Annotated in this window: 14 protein-coding genes; 3 read left to right on the top strand and 11 right to left on the bottom strand. The window is 53.5% G+C overall.

Going from position 1 to position 17940, the window contains the following annotated elements:
- The first annotated feature begins 143 nt into the window (after nt 1-143).
- The gene (locus JCM17844_RS02290) at nt 144-1625 is read left to right on the top strand and encodes a leucyl aminopeptidase (RefSeq protein ID WP_149999453.1); all 1482 of its coding nucleotides are present in this window, start codon (nt 144-146) and stop codon (nt 1623-1625) included.
- A gap of 145 nt (nt 1626-1770) precedes the next feature.
- On the top strand, nt 1771-1950 hold the full coding sequence (locus JCM17844_RS02285) for a hypothetical protein (protein ID WP_149999452.1): 180 nt from the start codon (nt 1771-1773) through the stop codon (nt 1948-1950).
- A gap of 109 nt (nt 1951-2059) precedes the next feature.
- On the opposite strand, the gene JCM17844_RS02280 is transcribed toward JCM17844_RS02285, so the two are convergent.
- From JCM17844_RS02280 to JCM17844_RS02235, 10 genes are all read right to left on the bottom strand, one after another.
- Nucleotides 2060-2305, bottom strand: coding sequence for a DUF4170 domain-containing protein (locus tag JCM17844_RS02280; protein ID WP_235898874.1), 246 nt, complete (start codon nt 2303-2305; stop codon nt 2060-2062).
- Between the two features lie 82 nt (nt 2306-2387).
- Nucleotides 2388-3242, bottom strand: a complete 855-nt coding sequence (locus JCM17844_RS02275; protein ID WP_210431193.1) for a dipeptide epimerase — start codon at nt 3240-3242, stop codon at nt 2388-2390.
- Nucleotides 3243-3418: 176 nt separating this feature from the next.
- On the bottom strand, nt 3419-4066 hold the full coding sequence (locus JCM17844_RS02270) for an MlaC/ttg2D family ABC transporter substrate-binding protein (RefSeq protein WP_210431192.1): 648 nt from the start codon (nt 4064-4066) through the stop codon (nt 3419-3421).
- A 146-nt stretch (nt 4067-4212) separates the two neighbouring features.
- Nucleotides 4213-4647 (bottom strand): c-type cytochrome, encoded by a 435-nt coding sequence (locus JCM17844_RS02265; protein ID WP_149999450.1) that lies wholly within the window; start codon nt 4645-4647, stop codon nt 4213-4215.
- 109 nt (nt 4648-4756) lie between these two features.
- Entirely contained in the window at nt 4757-6679 is a 1923-nt protein-coding gene (locus JCM17844_RS02260) for an alanine/glycine:cation symporter family protein (RefSeq protein ID WP_210431191.1), read from the bottom strand.
- Between the two features lie 379 nt (nt 6680-7058).
- Nucleotides 7059-8807 carry a peptidoglycan DD-metalloendopeptidase family protein gene (locus JCM17844_RS02255; protein WP_268885028.1) on the bottom strand — a complete coding sequence of 583 codons (1749 nt, stop codon included), beginning with the start codon at nt 8805-8807 and terminating at the stop codon, nt 7059-7061.
- Nucleotides 8808-8960: 153 nt separating this feature from the next.
- Nucleotides 8961-9800 (bottom strand): ferritin-like domain-containing protein, encoded by an 840-nt coding sequence (locus JCM17844_RS02250; RefSeq protein WP_149999448.1) that lies wholly within the window; start codon nt 9798-9800, stop codon nt 8961-8963.
- Nucleotides 9797-10267 carry a thioredoxin-dependent thiol peroxidase gene (bcp, locus tag JCM17844_RS02245; RefSeq protein WP_210431190.1) on the bottom strand — a complete coding sequence of 157 codons (471 nt, stop codon included), beginning with the start codon at nt 10265-10267 and terminating at the stop codon, nt 9797-9799. Before bcp ends, JCM17844_RS02250 begins: the two co-directional genes overlap by 4 nt.
- 58 nt (nt 10268-10325) lie before the next feature.
- On the bottom strand, nt 10326-12299 hold the full coding sequence (locus JCM17844_RS02240; protein ID WP_149999447.1) for a [protein-PII] uridylyltransferase family protein: 1974 nt from the start codon (nt 12297-12299) through the stop codon (nt 10326-10328).
- Nucleotides 12226-13209 carry a GlnE family protein gene (locus JCM17844_RS02235; protein WP_210431189.1) on the bottom strand — a complete coding sequence of 328 codons (984 nt, stop codon included), beginning with the start codon at nt 13207-13209 and terminating at the stop codon, nt 12226-12228. The genes JCM17844_RS02240 and JCM17844_RS02235 overlap by 74 nt, the downstream gene beginning before the upstream one ends.
- 164 nt (nt 13210-13373) lie before the next feature.
- Between JCM17844_RS02235 and JCM17844_RS02230 the strand changes: the two genes are divergently transcribed.
- The gene (locus JCM17844_RS02230; protein ID WP_210431188.1) at nt 13374-16628 is read left to right on the top strand and encodes a YhdP family protein; all 3255 of its coding nucleotides are present in this window, start codon (nt 13374-13376) and stop codon (nt 16626-16628) included.
- A 26-nt stretch (nt 16629-16654) separates the two neighbouring features.
- Here JCM17844_RS02230 and tyrS read toward each other — a convergent pair whose 3' ends face one another.
- Nucleotides 16655-17905 (bottom strand): tyrosine--tRNA ligase, encoded by a 1251-nt coding sequence (tyrS, locus tag JCM17844_RS02225; protein WP_149999444.1) that lies wholly within the window; start codon nt 17903-17905, stop codon nt 16655-16657.
- Nucleotides 17906-17940: the final 35 nt, after the last annotated feature.

Below are 17940 nucleotides of genomic sequence, written 5' to 3'. Positions count from 1 at the left end.
ACAGCCTGTTTCTTTTTGCCGCAATGAACGAGATGATGTCCACTGCGGCTTTTCACCGGCCCCGATGGGGCCTATGTATGCATCAATATCACCGGCAGACTTGTCTGCCAGCCGGTCTTGGTGACGTCTCAGGAGTATAATGCATGAAAATCAGCTTTTCCGCACCCAAAGTCCCGACATCTGATGCCCTTGTGGTTTTTTCAGAAAAATCCAGCGCCTTCAAAGGCCAAACGGCGCAGATAGATGCTGCGATGAGCGGCGCCTTGTCCAAGGCCGCAAAGACCGGACGGTTTGAAGGCGAAACAGGCGATTTGGTCGAGGTTCTGGCCCCTGCAGGGCTGGAGGTCAGCCGGGTTGTATTGATGGGCGTGGGCGACGCTGCCAAGCTGACTGCCACGGATTATGAAGGCTTGGGCGGCAAGATCGTGAAACATTTGCAGGCCAGTGGCGAAGCCCATGTCACTATTGCGCTCGATTCCATGGAAGGTCTGGCGCAAGAAGACGCCGCTGCGCATCTGGCCGCCGGTATGATGTTGCGCTCTTATCGTTTTGATAAATACCGCACCAAAGAATCGGAGAAAAAGAAGCCAACGCTTCATGACGCCACCATTGCTTGTGACGCTCATAAGGCGGCCGCCGAGCAATTCAAACGCCACGAAGCTGTCATCTCCGGCGTATTCTTGACCCGTGATCTGGTGTCTGAACCGGCCAATATCATCTACCCGGAAAGTTTTGCAGCTATTGCCAAGTCCTTGGAGGAATTGGGCGTCGAGGTGGATATTCTCACCGAAGATGACATGCAAAAGTTGGGTATGAATGCCTTGCTTGGCGTGGGCCAAGGCAGCGCGCGCGACTCCCGTTTGGTGGTGATGCGCTGGAATGGCGGCGAGGCGTCTCAAAAGCCTTTGGCCTTTGTGGGCAAGGGCGTCACCTTCGATACCGGCGGCATTTCTTTGAAGCCGGGCGAAGGCATGGAGCAGATGAAGTGGGATATGGGCGGTGCCGGTATCGTTACGGGCCTCATGAAGGCGCTGGCCGCACGAAAAGCCAAAGCCAATATTGTGGGCGTGATCGGGCTGGTTGAAAATATGCCGTCAGGAAAGGCGCAACGGCCCGGCGATGTGGTGACATCCATGTCCGGTCAAACCATCGAAGTGATCAACACCGATGCGGAAGGCCGCCTGGTTTTGGCCGATGCGCTCTGGTACACGCAAGCCACCTTCAATCCACAGCAGATCATTGATCTGGCCACCTTGACCGGTGCCATCATCATTTCTTTGGGCCATGAATATGCCGGTTGCTTCACCGATAGCGATGATATCGCTGCGGGCCTGTCCAAAGCCGGGGCGGAAACCGGTGATAAAGTGTGGCGCCTGCCGATCAACGATGCCTATGACAAGCTGATCAATTGCGATGTGGCTGATATGAAGAATGTGGGCGGCCGGGCTGCTGGCTCTATCACAGCGGCGCAGTTCTTGAAGCGCTTCACCAATAATGTGCCTTGGGCCCATATTGATGTGGCGGGCATGGTTTGGTCGGAAAAAGATGCAGATCTTTATGAAAAAGGGGCCACTGGCTATGGCGTTCGGCTGCTGGATACCTATGTATCATCCGTGATGGAATAATAACCGACGGTTTTTTCGGTGGCAGGCGGTTCCAAAAATACTTTTGGAGCGTCTGTCGTTAGATTTTCACAGTTCATCATCAGCATGAAACAGACGGGGAAGGAAATACCCGCAAAAGACAACGATAAAACAAGGCAGCACGATAATGACAAACTTTACAGATGAATGCGGCATTGCGCGATTAGCCGCTCTAAAACTCGCCGCCGACCGCCCTCATTCCGCGCAAGATGCAATGAAGCAGCTTAAAGGCTGGCTGGGTGTTTATGTGCGCGATGGTGAAACACTGGCATCTGCCGTAGAACACCATTTCAAGTCGGCCAGATAATCCACAAAGCTGAAAGACCGGACGGCGTATTGCCTGAAAAGGGCGGCCCCTTTTCTGTACGCAGATGCCGTCCACTTGGCTGCCTTATGCCCAAAAAGGGCATGGAACCTTATTTCAGATTCGGTTCCAGCAAGCGGTGCAAATGCACAATCACATATTTTTTCATGGCATCATCCACATTGGCTTGGCTCACACCGCGCCATGCTTTTTCTGCTTCCCGATAGCTGGGGAAAATGCCAACCACTTCCACTTTGTCCAGATCTTCAAAGTCTAATCCCTGAGGGTCCGTAACGCGGCCACCAAAGACCAGGTGCAAGAGCGGTTTTTCAGAGCCCATGTCGGAGCTGTTGGTCATTTTTATTTTCCTGTGCGTGAAAAGGACGGAGCGAATCAATCGTGCCGCTCGGATAGCATGGCTCGGCCTGTGATTGAAGGCGTTATGGAAAGCCCCACAAGCCAGATCGAGAGACTTTGATCACGCCATCCTTGATCGTGAGGCCATTGGCGCGATCTTTGGCCAGTAAAAGCGGGCCATCCAGATCAACCCAACGGGCCAAAGGTGCCAAGTGAAGCGCCGGCATCATGGCCAGCGATGATCCGACCATGCAGCCGATAAAGATATCCATCCCGGCCGATTGCACGGCGCGGCACTGGCGAATCGCGGCACTTAATCCACCGATTTTGTCCAACTTGATATTTACGGCGCTATAGCGCTTGGCCAATGTGGCAATGGATATCGTTCCGTGGAAAGATTCGTCGGCACAAAGCGGAACCGGTGCGTAATAGCTTTCCAGAATTCCATCTTCACCAGCCCGCAATGGCTGTTCGATCAGTTCCACCCCGCAGGCTGCGGCAGTGGGCGCTAATTCCTGCAGGGTGTCAAAGGTCCATCCTTCATTGGCATCAACGATCAGGCGGGCCTTCGGGGCCGCTTCATGGATTGCCCGCATGCGTTCGGCATCATGGGGCGCATCCCCCAATTTGATCTTGAGCAATGGCATATGAGCGGCCTTGGCTGCCTGTTGAGCCATGATGTCCGAGCGATCAAGACTGATGGTAAAGGCGGTGATCACATCAGCTAATGGCGGCAAGCTAGCCAAACTTGATACTGATTGGCCGAATTTTTTCGCTTTCCAATCCCATAAGGCACAATCCAGCGCATTGCGGGCCGCACCGGCGGGCATCAGTTGTTCAAGATCGGAGTGCCGCATTGGCTGTGCGAATGTGCGAGCCGCCTTACGAACCTCCTCTACGGACTGTGCGATGGTTTCACCATAGCGGGGATAAGGCACCGCCTCGCCAAGACCTTGATGGCCTTCGCCTGAACCGTTGCGACAATTACATCCGCTTTTGTCTTGCTGCCCCTTGAAATGCGAAAGGGACGGAGAAGCGCGAAGCTCTCCATCCCTATATCGACGGTCAAAGGGGGCAGGGCATCATGATCAAAATGCACTGGCCTGATCCATTATTAGCCTTCTGTTGAAAGGAGCGCCCCTTTGCGCAAGGTATCGAGCAAGCCATCAAAGCCTTTGCGTTCGATAATCGAAGAAAACTCGTCACGCTGGGTTACGGCCAGAGAAATGCCTTCAACCTTGATATCGACGATTTGCAGCTTGCCGTTTACAGAGCGCATGCGCCAATCGGCTGAAATCGGCTCACCGCCGGGGCGAACGATTTTCGAACGCACAAACAGATCGCGCGATCCGGCAGGAGTTGTGCCTTCAACTTCAAGCTTTTCATCGCCATAATTGCCGATGCGACGGGCAAAATTGTTGACGATATAAGCGGGGAACAACTTTTGATATTCGCGCAACTGCTCTTTGGAGGCTGTGCGCATATGCCGACCGAGAACCAGCTTGGCAATGAAATCTACATCGAAGCCTTCATATAAAAGGTCGCGGAATGCTTCTTCGCGCTCCGCTTCCGTACGCGAGGCATCGCTCCAGACGGCGACAGCGTCATTTGAAAGCTTGTTGATGAATTCTTTCGCTGCTTCCGGGTTTTGAGCTGCTTGATCTTGCGCAAATGTGGATGTGGAAACCAACCCCATAAGAAAGACAAGACCGGAAAGCAGCAGGTTCCGATAAGTTACAAGCGTTGAATAACGTCGTGGCATGATGGGCGGTATCCTCATTTGTTATCGTGTTCTGGCCAGTCTTTTGCCCGATATATATAAAAAAATCAGGCTGTTTAAAGTCATATCACCGGAAATTCATCGCAGCGCGAGCCGGTGAGAAACAAAGGGTCACTTGCCGCAAGGCATTATTTTTGCCGCAAATAGGCCAAAAGGTCGTAACGGTCTTGTTCTTTTCTGATGCCGGAAAAGGCCATTTTATTCCCTACAAGCATGCTGTTAGGGGATTTTATCCATTGATCGAGGCGTTTTTCTGTCCAGATGAAATCCGCATCCTTCAAAGCGGCGGAATAGGATGGAAAGTCAGGCAATCCGCCGGCCTTGCGGCCAAATAAATTGGAAAGATTCGGGGCAATCTCTGGATTGGCTGTGCTGGATGTTTTGTTCTTCTCCAGAGAATGGCACGCCTTGCATTTGAAAAAGACCCGGCGCCCACGGTCCGCATCGCCTTTTGCGGACAGGCTTGTGTCCGCAGCATCGTCCTCTTGCTCTGCAAGAACTGCGGAGCCGGTCATCTGGCCCAAAAGCAATATGGCTAAAAATGCCAATCCTACCGGTTTCATGTTCTGTCCCATGGTTTCGTGCAAACGGGCTGCCGTAAGGTCCGACAGCCCGTTTTACAATGTATTTCAGTCAAGCTGAATGCCGACTGAATCCTTATATGCTTTTGCTTTATTCCGCAGGCTGGGTCTGCTCACGGTCTGCACTGGTCTGGATCGCGCCAGAGCGAATCCGTGCCAGATAATCATCCAGCATCCGCTTCACCTCGCCAGAAAGCAGATACAGACCGATCATATTGGGCAGAGCCATGCCCAAGATCATGGCATCGGCAAAATCCATCACGCTGGTCAGCTTCATGGAAGACCCGATAATCAGCACACCAAGGAAAGAGACTTTGAACACCGTCAATGGCATTTGCTTGTCGCCGCCCAGCAAATAAACGAAGGCGCGTTCGCCATAATAATACCACGTAATGGAGGTGGAAAAGGCGAACAACAACACCGCAAGGGACAGCACATAAGGGAACCAGTTGAAGGCCGAGGCAAAGGCCGCCGAGGTGAGGGCGATGCCATCGGAAATTTCCGCTTCCAGATGCATATCGGTGATGATGATCACCAAAGCGGTCATGGTGCACACCACAACCGTATCGACGAATGGCTCCAACAAGGCCACCAGACCTTCGGAAACAGGCTCTTTGGTTTTAGCCGCGGAATGGGCAATCGCCGCAGAGCCGACACCCGCTTCATTTGAAAAGGCAGCGCGGCGCAGCCCTTGAACCAGAACGCCGATAAAGCCACCGGCAATCCCCATGGGGGCAAAGGCGCCTTGCATGATTGCGTTAAAGGCCGCCGGAATATGCCCGGCATTCATGCCCAGAATAACAAGGGCCGCCGAAACATATAAAATCCCCATCATCGGGACCAATCGTTCGGTAACGCGGGTAATGGAGCGGATGCCTCCGATAATCACCATGCCAACGGCGACTGCATATAAGCCGCCGATAATCCACGGCTTGCCGCTGAGAAAGCTGTTTTCTCCGAACAGGGCAGGAACCATCACATCCATAAATTGCTGGGTGGATTGGTTCACTTGGAACATATTGCCCGCCCCAAAGGCGCCGCCAATGCACAAAACAGCAAAAACAATCGCCAGAATACGGCCCAATCCGCCCAGTCCGCGTTGTTTTAGCCCTTGTGACAAATAATACATCGGACCACCGGAGACGACGCCATTTTCATCAATCTGGCGGTATTTCAGACCCAGCGTACATTCGGTGAATTTCGAGGCCATGCCAAACAGCCCGGCCATGATCATCCAGAAGGTGGCTCCGGGGCCGCCAATAGAAATGGCGATGGCCACGCCGGCAATATTGCCAAGCCCGACAGTTCCCGACAGAGCGGCTGTCAGGGCCTGAAAATGGGTCACTTCGCCGGGATCTTTGGGATTGTCATATTTGCCGCTGACAATGCGTAAGGATTGGGCGAACCCGCGAAAATTGATGAAGCGCATTTTCAGGGTGAAATAAATCGCACCGATCAAAAGCCACAAAACGATGAAGGGCAAGCCGAGGGCCCCGTCATCAAGTGCCTTGATAAAAATGCCGGAAGCTTTGGGGGTGAAATCCGCATCGGTCTTGCTGCTGACAGCGACCTTTATCACATTGTCTTCGCGGCTGGTCTGAAGGGCTGTTGCGCCGAAATCCCGCTGCATATGGGCATCGAGAGTGGCTGCGGTTTCTGTTCCATCCACGCCCATTTGCACCGGCGTATGGCTGGGGCAGACAACGCCGTCACGATCCATTTCATAAATGATGGATGTGCCGTTGATGGAAACGGAAAGAACATCCCCTTCAACAAGGCGGGTATCGCTGACGCGGATGGCTCCGCGGGCAATGTCGCTGCCGCCTTTGAGGGGAATGGGATAGAAAATGAAATCTGAAACGGCATCTGTGACCGGGCTGACAAACCGGTTGATTTTTTCAGCAACGGTGTAGGTTGTTGGCCCACATTGTGCTGTGCTTTGCGCTTTGGCCGCAATGGAGCCGCCCATAAGCAGCATTGGAACGGCAAGGGCGGAGATAAGTCGTTTCAGCATGTACTTCTCACATTTTTCCGGGTTCGGCGAATTGGACACAAACCGCGTTTCACAATGATTTGGTCCAAAAGATGGATGCAGTCCCAAGCCGCAGCATCATCGCTCAAATCCATTGCTTTGGTTGCGGGCATGCTAGTCTTAAGCCTAAGCCAGCACAACAAGCCCTCCACAAAATTGCCATATTATGGCAAGCTTGGCTTGGTTTTTGAAAGATTGCAGCAAATATACAGACATATCCGTATGATCCGGTAAAAAATCATTTGGCTCATCCCAGAAAAATTGCTCTTTATCATGAAAATGCCACCGCATCCCTTTATCGGGGCGGTGGCATTTTCGAGGCGTTTCCATTTGAAAGCCAAAAAGCGTCTAACACGGATCGTCATGATGTGCCGGACAAGGCTTTTTCGGTGCGTGTGGTTGCAGGGGCTTCTTTCGTTTCGGCTTCTTTCTCGAAGCCGGATTTGGCGGAAGATAGCGGGTTTTCAGCATGAATGATATTGCCCGACAAACGCGCACCGGCTTCGACCGATAGGGTTTGATGCATGATATCGCCGCTAATACGGGCCGTTTTTTCAAGACGAACCACTGCGCCGATCACTTCGCCTTCCACCTGCCCACGAAGAGTGATGGAATTGGCAACCACCTTGCCAAGAATGCTGCCGGTTTCTCCGAGCGTTAATGAGGTACAATGGACATTGCCTTTGATATCCCCGTCCAGTTGAATTTCGCCGGGACTTTCAATATCGCCGGTTATTAAGACCGATGCACTGATAATCGACGGCGCATCCGATGCGGAATCGCGCTTTCCAATTGGTGCCTGTTCAGCTTTTTTCATGTCTGCCTTGCTGGAGCTTTTGAACATCCTGAGACGCTTGATAAAGGGGAGGGGATCGACCAGTTCGTCATTGAACCAGACCTCCCAATGTAAATGGGTGCTTGTTGAGCGGCCAGTGGACCCCATTTCGCCAATCTGGTCGCCAGAAGTCACCGTCTGTCCGGCTTTCACCAGTAATTTGCGCATATGGCCATATCGTGTCCGCAAACCATTTCCATGATCGATTTCCACCATCAGGCCGTAAGCGGGCCTGCGGCCAGCAGCAATCACCTTACCCGGCGCCGAAGCCAGAATTGCCTCGCCGGGCCAGCCGGCAAGATCGACCCCGGAATGGGTGGCCCAGCTTTTGCGAAAGGGATCGCGCCGAGGGCCAAAATGGCTTGAAACATAATAATTCTTGGCAGGGATATGGCTGGGAATGTGGGCCAAGGACTGATCCAGCAAATCCCGTTGCTGGGCGATCTCGCTCAATTCCTGAAAGGGTTCCGACAAAAAAGCAGGCGGCGACTCCAATAAAGGGCCGCCAGTGCCGCTTTCGGTCTGAACAGACGCAATCAAAAGATCGACAGGCAGCCCCAAACGTTCAATCATGGTGCGGCGTTCGGTCAGCTTTTGTTGTTCGCTTTTTGCCAACAGACGAGCCATGACGTCTTGCCTATCGGATACCCGTTCCAGAATTTCGAAGACGGTATCAACGCCTGTGGAAAGCGCATAAACGGAGACATCACGGGACGTAAGGGCCGAAGCGGGCTTGATGCCCAAAAGCGAAAACAGAACGCCCGTATCTTGCAGATGGGCTTCTTCGCCTAAGGCTGTGTCCGAAACAGGGGCAGCAGAGGAATCTCCGTCCAGAGCCGTGGGCAATTCATTACCATCAGTGCCAGAATCGTTTTCTACGGCAGAGGGCTGCTGGCTGTCCGCGTGAAGCGCGCCCATCGTGCCGCTGACACGCTCAAGCAATTTCTGCCGCGCTTCAAGGCGCTGGGTGCGGATCAGGGCATCGCTTTGCAAGCGTTCCAGTTCCGATACCAAAGAATCCAGCTCGCCTGATACATAGTCCAGTTCATGCTGTTTGGCCGCCACGCGGCTGTCTTCGCTCACATAAGCAATGGAGGCCGAAAGGGTCCATCCCACAATGCCAAGGGCAAGGCTGGCGGTGAAAGCCTGTGATCGAGGCGACAAACGCACAAAACGGACTTCCCCCCGAGAGCGGAAGAAGATCTGGCGTTCGGGAAACAATCTGTGAAAAAGATGTGTCACTTGTCGCCGAATATGATGCCTGTGAAACCTCAAAAGTCTGACTTTTCCTGCGTGCTGAACTGCGTGGTGGTGGCTCCAATCCTAACACCAAGGCTTTTCCAATATCTTAATAACAATTAAGAATAAAGCGAGCTTGATGAACGGCTTTGCTAAGAAACTGGGAATGCACGCGAAAATCAAGGATTTTTAAGGACATTTTTGGGCCAAAGGCTCATAAAAATCACGGGGCAGGCCCGCTTTTGATCGGGCCTCTGTGTTGAAAGGCGGCTTCAAGGCCCCGCGGAAATAATTGGTTACCTGTGTTTGGAAATGGCGTTGTGGATCTTTTCCATCCCGCGCGCACAGCCATTGAAACCATTTTTGTCCGGCCGCCACATGCCCCACTTCATCAGCATAAATCACCGATAAAGCATCGGCGCTTTGCGAATCGCCCATGGCCTTTAGCCGGTTTATCATGGACGGTGTGACATCAAGGCCCCGTGCTTCCAAAACCATGGGAACCACCGCCAGACGCGCCCCTAAATCCTTGGCAGTGGCTTGGGAGGCTTCCCACAAGCCATCATGGGCGGGCAGATCGCCATAATGTGCTCCCAGATCGGTCAGGCGGTCGGCAATCATCATGAAATGGCGCGCTTCATCATCGGCCACTTGCACCCAATCATCCAGAAAATCGCGCGGCATTCCGACCCCGAAGCGTGCCACCAGATCCCATGCCAAATCAATGGCATTCAGTTCGATATGCGCAACGGCATGCAATAAGGCGATACGGGTTTGTACACTGCCGCCCTTGCGTCGGCGCGGCATTTGGCCGGGCGAAAGCAATTGGGGCGCTGCGGGCCGGGCGGGCCGGTCCGGCGGGCAGTTTTCGATCGCCCCCTCAAGTGCGCCCGACTGCCAAAGCCGGGCAGCCGTGCGGCTATTCTCGGCCTTTTTCTTGGCATCCGACGTGATTAAAACCCACAGAGCTGCAGCGCCCAATGAGGAAAGATTCTCTCCGGCGGATGCGGTGACCTTTGATCCGGTCATGCCAGCGCCTGTGCCGCGGCCAGCACGTCATCCGCATGGCCTTTCACCCGCACTTTGGGCCAGATATGGGCAATGCGCCCCTCCCGATCGATCAAAAAGGTGGCGCGAACAATGCCCATATAGCGCCGCCCATACATATTTTTTTCCTGCCACACCCCATAGCGCTCGCATAGATCGCCATTTTCATCGGAAACCAGCGTTACTTCAAGATCCTGCTTGGCGATGAAATTCTCATGCTTGCGGACGGAATCTTTCGATACCCCCACAATCACGGTATCGCTGTTTCTGAAGGCCTCTATCTGTGCGCTGAAATCCTTGGCTTCGGTGGTGCAGCCGGGGGTGTTGTCTTTGGGATAAAAATATAAAACGACCTTTTTACCCTTCAGGTCATCAAGGCGAAAATCCACGCCGCCATTGGCAGGCTGAGCAATTTCCGGGGCCATATCTCCAATGGCGGGCATGGTCATAGCGATCTCCTTCATGTCCTACCCCAATGATCTACCGCGGGGCATCTATATCTAGGTTTTATGCGATACTTCTCTCAACTATCTTATGATAGATAGAGAAAACGCAGGCCTGCATATCCAGCATGGATTGCCGCATATCCTCAAATCGTTCAAAAGCCGTTGCCCGCGCCAAGGCCGCCCGCAATTCCGGTACGAAGCCGTCTTCATCAGGATTATCGCCCAAGGTCAAGCGTAACAGGCTTTGCACCGCGTGATACAGACTATGGGCCTGCTTGAGAACCCGTCCATCATCTGGATCAAGGGCCTTTGCCGTGACCAATCGATCAAGGCAATCATCCAGACGAGGTGTGAAGATTTGTGGATGGCGCGCCCCTTCGCGCAAGAGTAAATATTGCACGATGAACTCCAGATCCATCAGTCCGCCCCGCACATGTTTCAGGCTCCATGGATTGGTAACAGGAAATTCTTGCGCCAATCGGTGCCGCATTTCTGCAACGGCAGGCCGCAGGGCTTTTTGATCGCGTTCAGAGGTCAGCGTTCGGGTAATGGCCTGCTGAACCTTTTGGGCAAGATCGTCGGGTGTTGCGGTTACACGGGCGCGGGTGAGCGCCATATGTTCCCATGTCCAGGCGGCTTCGCGGTAATAATCGACGAAGGTTTGCAAGGTCACCACCAATGGCCCCGCAGATCCAGAGGGTCGCAAGCGGGTATCCACCTCCCATAAGCGCCCTTCCAAAGTGAGAACCGTAATGGCGGTGACCAAAGCCTGCCCAAGCCCACTATAATAGCGCGACGGACTGACGGCCTTGGGGCCGCTCGAAAGGGTGGCTCCTTCCTCGACGGAATAAAGAAAAACGAGATCAAGATCCGATCCGAATGATAATTCCCGGCTGCCGAATTTTCCCATAGAAACAATGCATAAGGCACCTTCTTTGAAAGTTCCGTGGCGCTTTTGATAATCAGCTTCGACCAAGGGCAACAGTTCGGCAAGAACTGCATCGGCAAGATCGGTCATGGACAGGCTGGTTTCGCGTACATCGGAGATGGCTTCCAACGCCTGCACACCAAGCTGGAATTTACGCTCGTCCGTCCAGCGGCGCACCATATCCAGAATATCCTGATAATCCCGCGCCCGCTTTAATGTTCGGCGCAAATCGTCGCGCAGTTCTTCGCGGGATGGAAGCGGCGCGAAAAAGGTGGGGTCCAATAAGGCATCGACCAATTGTGGGCGTTTGGCCAGATTTTCCGCCAGCACCGGAGCGATCCCCATGATACGGGCAATCAAACGAAATAATGATGGATTGGAATGAAATAATGAAAAAAGCTGAATACCAGCAGGGAGTTGCGATAAGAAGCTATCAAATCGGGTGAGTGCGCGATCCGGCTGTGCGGTTTTGGAAAAAGCCTCCAATAAGGGTTTGAGTGTTTTTTCCAAGAGCCCGCGTGCCCGTGCTGTACGCAAAGAGCGATAACGGCCCCGCCGCCAGCCTTCAATCAACGCGGCCATCGTGGCTGGTGCTTCAAAGCCAAGCTGTTCCAGCAAGGCGATAAGCTGCGCTTCATTGAGGGCCGCATTCCCGTCCGGGCTATCGGGGAGGAGTTGGTCATAATGGGCGCTCACCCGATCAAGATGCGCCTTCAAGCTGCGTGTCAATGCCTCGACATTGTCGAAACCGGAAAAACAGGCAATGCGCTTTTGTCCGTCTTCCTGTTCGGGCAGGGTATGGGTTTGGGCATCGTCAACCATTTGCAAGCGATGCTCAAGCTGACGCAAAAAGCGGTAAGCAGCCGTCAGATCATTACGGACTGGCTCAGAGATGCGCCCCATCTCCAAAAGCGCATCCAAAGCCCCCAATGTTTGGGGAATGCGGAGAAAAGGCTCACGACCCGCTGCGATCAATTGGTGGATTTGCGTGTAAAATTCCACCTCCCGGATGCCACCATGTCCCAACTTCACATCAAACCCCGCCAGCTTGAAGTCCATGGTGATGATGGCGGTGGATTTGATTCTTGATACCGTGAATATCTTCAATGGCCGTAAAATCCATCGATCTACGCCAGATGAAAGGGCGCAAGCGCTCCAGATAGGCGGTGCCGGCGCGATGATCTCCGGCGCAGACCCGCGCTTTGATCATGGCGGCGCGTTCCCAGCTTTGGGCGGTGCTTTGATAATAAGATTCGGCGGCCCCCACCGACAAAGCCAGCGGCGTTGCACCGGGATCCGGGCGCAAGCGCAAATCCGTGCGGAAAACATAGCCATCGGCGGTGCGGCGTTCCAGAATGGTCACCAGATCCCGCGTCATTTTGATCATACAATCGGAAAGCGTGCGCTTGCCTTTATATTGCACCACGTCTTCATCATAGAGAACGATCAGGTCGATATCGCTGGAATAATTCAGCTCATAAGCCCCCAATTTCCCCATAGCGAGCACGAAATACCCTGAATTGTTCGTCTGGTCTTGCGCCTCTTCCTTTTCCCATGATGCTAGATCACCTTGTACAACCCGTTGAGACAAAAGATGCTCTACCGCCAGATTGATACAGCAGTCTGCAAAGCGCGAAAGGGCATAGGTAACCCTTTCAAGATCCCAGTATTTTCCGATATCTGCTGCCGCAATCAAAAGCGAAACACGAATTTTGGACTTACGTAAATAAGTCATGAGATGATCCATAGATATGGATATGTCACAGGTTTTCAGAGCCTCCATTTCCTGTTCGAACAGGGCATCGGCAGATTTCAGCATCAGATCGGCCGCTATATCCGGCGCAAGATGTAAAGATCGCGCAAGATAGGGGCTGTTTCCGGCCAGTGCATAGACCAAGGATTTGGCTTTGGGCGTGCGCAGGGCGTCCAACTGTACTTCGGTCAGTTGGGCGTTCAAAAGTGCGTCATATTCGTCTGCCGCTTTGCCCACATCAAAAGGCAGTGCTATGCCTGACATTGCGTATCCTGTTTTTTGAAGACTATTCATGTGTGATGCCCAATCCTCGTCATAATCCACACGCAAAGCCATGGGCGAGAGCGAGTAGAATGCGCGGTCCCCTCTCTTGAGGTCAAGACATGTGCAGGATGGGGAAACTCTGTGCGGGCGATAAGGACAAAATCGTGCGACGTTGGCTGAAACGCTGTGCCTATCTGATATGTATCGTGGCAGCCCTGATGGTGTTGGCAACGGGCCTGTTGCTTGCCCGCTTGGCCATGAAGCCCCTGTCTTTAGAGCTTTTTGCGGGCAGCCTCTCTCAATATACCGACGATCTGATGCCCGGAATCGGCTTCGATTTTGCAAAAATCAGTCTTTATTGGGATAGATCAACCAATCGGCTCGAGATCGTTTTGAACGATGTGGCGCTGGATATGGATGGTGCCGCGGACAAAACGGGGCTGAAGGAAGAGTTCAAGGGCAATGGAGCCCGTCTTCCACGGGTCTATCTGGTGTTGCAGGCAAAGGCCCTGTTAAAGCGGCAAGTGCGCCTGACCCAAATCGTGATCACCCGGCCTGATGTGCGTGTTCGCTGGTCGGCCAAAGCGATTGAAGCGCTGCTGGAAGGGCCATCGGGCAATAGCACCCTTGATCTTGAACTGGATGCGCCGGGTTTGCTTACCGAGATTATCAATGCGCTTTTGGCCCCCGATGCACTGGCCTCAACCTTTTCGACCCTCGATCATGTGGCGGTGGATGGTGCTCATGTCACTTTGGTAGAAGACGCATCGGGGACCACTTGGCTGATGCCGGAAACGCAGCTGCAATTCCGCCGCGCCCAAGCCCAGGCCCTGCATGTTTCCGGGCGCGGCACCTTGATGACGCAAGGGGATTCTCAAGCAGGCCAGCTCGATTTTGATGCAACGGTGTTTGGGCAGAAAGGCCGGCGACAACTTGACGTCAAGCTGTCGGACTTGCGATTGCCCTTGCTGGTTGACGGGCTGGATATCTTGCCTGTTCTGGCTGGCATAGATATGCCGCTTGATGGCGATATGCGCATTGATCTATCGGCAAAACCGGACCGATCTTTGGTATTTCTTCTGGATGCCCATGCCAAAAAAGGGCAGGTGACATTGGCCCCTTGGTATCCGGACCCCCGGCCTTTTGATGAAATTTCCACATCGGTCTTGTTCGATAGCACGCAAAGAGCGCTTGAAATAACCGGCCTGTCTGCCCGGTTTGCCGATACGGAAATGTTCGTTTCCGGCACCATCATCCCACAGCAGGACCGGCTGTCCTTCATTGCCCTTAAAGGCGGGTTTTCTGCTCTTGGTGTGGATGATTTGAGCCATTATTGGCCCCGCACGGTTTCAAATGGCGGGCGCGAATGGATCGAACGCAATTTGGAAAGCGGCCGGATTTCTAATGGGGAATTGACGTTTCTCCATGATGAAGAGGCACATGCCGACGAGAAAGACGGGCTGCAACTGGATTTTCAATTCGATCAATTGGTCGCCCATGTGTTGCGCCCCATGCCGCCCATCCTGGGGGCCAAAGGGCGCGGCCATCTGACGGATCGGGGGCTGACCCTGCATATCGAAGGGGGAGAAGCCGATGGCTTGCCGGTGGCGGGATCGCAAGTGGTGCTCTCAGGCTTTGGAAAATCCGAGCCCACTGCCGCCGATATTCAACTAAAGATGTCGGGGGCGCTTCCCCAGATCTTGCGGCTGATCGATTATGAACCATTGGGGTACACCACGGCCTTTGGGCTTGACCCCGATAGTTTGAGCGGCAGAGGGGATCTTGTTGCCTATTTGGCATTCCCACTGGTGAAAAGTCTCTCACTGAATGATGTGGGCATTGCCATTGATGCCACTGTGAACGACTTGATGTTGCCCGATATTTTTGCCGCTACCCCTTTGACCGAGGGGCAACTTGCCCTCAAAATCGACCGTGAGGGACTGCAGGCATCCGGTACGGGTACTTTGGGTCCGGCATCCCTGCATATCGATTGGGATGAACGCTTTTCCCCGCCGCCGGGTGACTTATCCTCGCGCTTTGATATTTCCACGGTGCTAACGCCCGAAAGCCTGAAAGCTCTGCTGTTCGATCCCGATCCGTATCTTGAAGGCCCGGTTCCCGCCAGCATCCAGCTATTGGGCCGTGGACCGGATATTCAGCGGGGGCATATTGATCTGGCATTGGATAAGGCACGCCTTTCCCTTGCGCTGATGGATTGGGAAAAACTGCCCGATAACAAAGCCACGATGGGATTTGATCTGGATCTGTCCCAAGATGGTAAGGTTCTGATCAACCAGATGAAAATTCAGGCTGCCAACGACCATTTGTTCGGGGCCATGCAATTTGATGAAGAGGGGGTTTTTCAATCGGCGCGTTTTGACGAGATTGTACTGGGTGAAAATCGCCTTTCTGCCGATCTGAAGGCGCAAAATGGTGGGTTTGACGCCCGGATCAAAGGGCCTGTGTTTGATCTGCGCCCCGCCTTGTCCACTTTGGGAGAAAAGCTGGAAGCGAGCGGTGCTCCGGCGATGGATGGTCGCCCGTCCATCGTCTTTACTGCAGACTTCGAGAGCGTCTTGTCCTTATCGGATATCACGTTCTCCAATGTACGGATTGATGCCCGACATACAGGGATGAACTGGGCCAAATTCCATCTGGATGCGGAATTGGGGGCGGATGACGCCGTAAAATTACGGCTCGACAGCGCGGGCGAAGGAAAAGAACGCAGCTTTGGGCTGGAAGCGCAAAATGCGGGGCATGTCTTGGCGGGCATGGGGCTGTTTGACAATGCCGAGGGTGGGGCCTTTACACTGGATGCCACATTGACGGCAGCGGGTACCCCACTTGCCGCAACAGGCAGGGCGGATCTCCGGGATTTCCGAATTGTGCGAGGGGAAACCTCGGATGTCACAATTGAAGAGGGCGCTGCAAGCCAGCTTGACCAATATATCGGCAAGAATGGCTTGTTGTTCAATCAGATGCGCGTGCCTTTTACCCTAAGCAACGGCATTGTGGATATCGAAGGTGCACGCGCCAGTGGTCCAAGCCTTGGGCTGACGCTTGAAGGCCAGATCGATGAAAAACTGGAGCGGGTGAATATGAACGGTATTATCGTTCCCGCTTATCGTTTGAACGCGTTGCTTGGAAATATTCCGCTCTTGGGGGGATTGTTTACCGGCGGCAAGGGGGGCGGCATGTTTGCGCTCTCATACCGGATCAAGGGGAAGGTGGCCGACCCTACAATTTCTGTGAATGCGCTCACGGCCATTATTCCGGGTATTTTAAGGAAGCCCTTTGAAGGCAGCAAAGGCACTCTGGATAAGGTAGAGCCAGATGAAGAAGAGCCTTCACCAGAACCCGATAGTGAGTCTGATGAAGGCCTTGATGCAGATTCGAAAGAACCGCCCTTATTCCATTGATAATATGGGTGCTTTATACGCTTATGTCAGGACTTCATCACCAAAGCATGGCGCTTTTTTCCTGCCGATAATTTCACCACATCGCCATCGAAATCCGATGCCGTGACCTGATAGGCTTCGTCGGAAATCGGCACATCATTGAGGCGCGCCCCATTTTGTGCAATCAAGCGCCGTACTTCTTTGCGGGATGCCGCAAGACCCGCATCCACAAACAGCTCAAGCACCCCCATGCCCGCATCAAAGCGTGCCCCATCAATATGTACGGTTGGCAATCCTTGCGAGCTTGCCCCTTGTTCAAAGGTTTCTGTCGCTGTTTTGCCAGCCTGCTTTGCGGCCTCTTCCCCACGCGCCAAGCGGGTTGCTTCAAAGGCGAGGATTTTCTTGGCCTCGTTGATTTCTGCGCCGCCCAAGGCTTCCAATTTGGCAATTTCACCAAGATCCAATTCGGTGAACAGGCGCAAAAATCGTCCCACATCCGCATCCGGCGTGTTGCGCCAGAATTGATAATAATCATAGGCGGGCAGGGCTTCTTCATTCAGCCACACAGCACCAGAGGCCGTTTTGCCCATTTTCGAGCCATCGGATTTGGTGATCAGCGGGCTGGTAAGGCCCAGCAATTCCCGGCCTTCCATGCGGCGGCCAAGCTCGATCCCATTGATGATATTGCCCCATTGATCGGAGCCGCCAAGCTGCACACGACAGCCATATCGGCGGGCCAATTCAACGAAATCATAGGCTTGCAAGATCATATAATTGAATTCGAGGAACGTCATGGGGGTTTCACGTTCCAGCCGCAGCTTTACCGAATCGAAAGTCAGCATACGGTTGATGGTGAAATGGCGACCCACATCGCGCAGGAAGGGCACATATTCCAAGCCATCCAGCCAATCGGCATTGTTCACCATGATGCCGCCGGTTTCACTGTCGTTGAAATCAATCAACCGGGAGAAGATGGTTTTGATCCCCGCCATATTTTGGGCGATGTCATCATCTGTTAGCAATTTCCGGGCATCGTCGCGGCCTGTGGGATCGCCGATACGGGTGGTGCCACCGCCCATCAAAGCGATGGGCTTATGCCCGGTTTTCTGCACCCAGCGCAACATCATGATCTGCACCAGCGACCCAACATGCAAAGAAGGGGCGGTGCAATCAAAGCCGATATAACACGGCAGTATTTGTTTTTGCGCCAAGGCATCAAGGGCTTCGGCATCGGTTGCCTGAAACAAGAAACCACGTTCATCAAGAACGCGCATGAGATCTGATTTAAAACTCGCCATCGGGTGTCGATCTTGCCAAATATTGTGGGGGTAAA

This window comes from Iodidimonas gelatinilytica (assembly GCF_008579125.1).
GTDB classification, from domain to species: domain Bacteria; phylum Pseudomonadota; class Alphaproteobacteria; order Sphingomonadales; family Rhodothalassiaceae; genus Iodidimonas; species Iodidimonas muriae.
The sequence above is the reverse complement of the archived record's forward strand: the minus strand, read 5'-3'. Positions and strand labels throughout refer to the sequence as shown.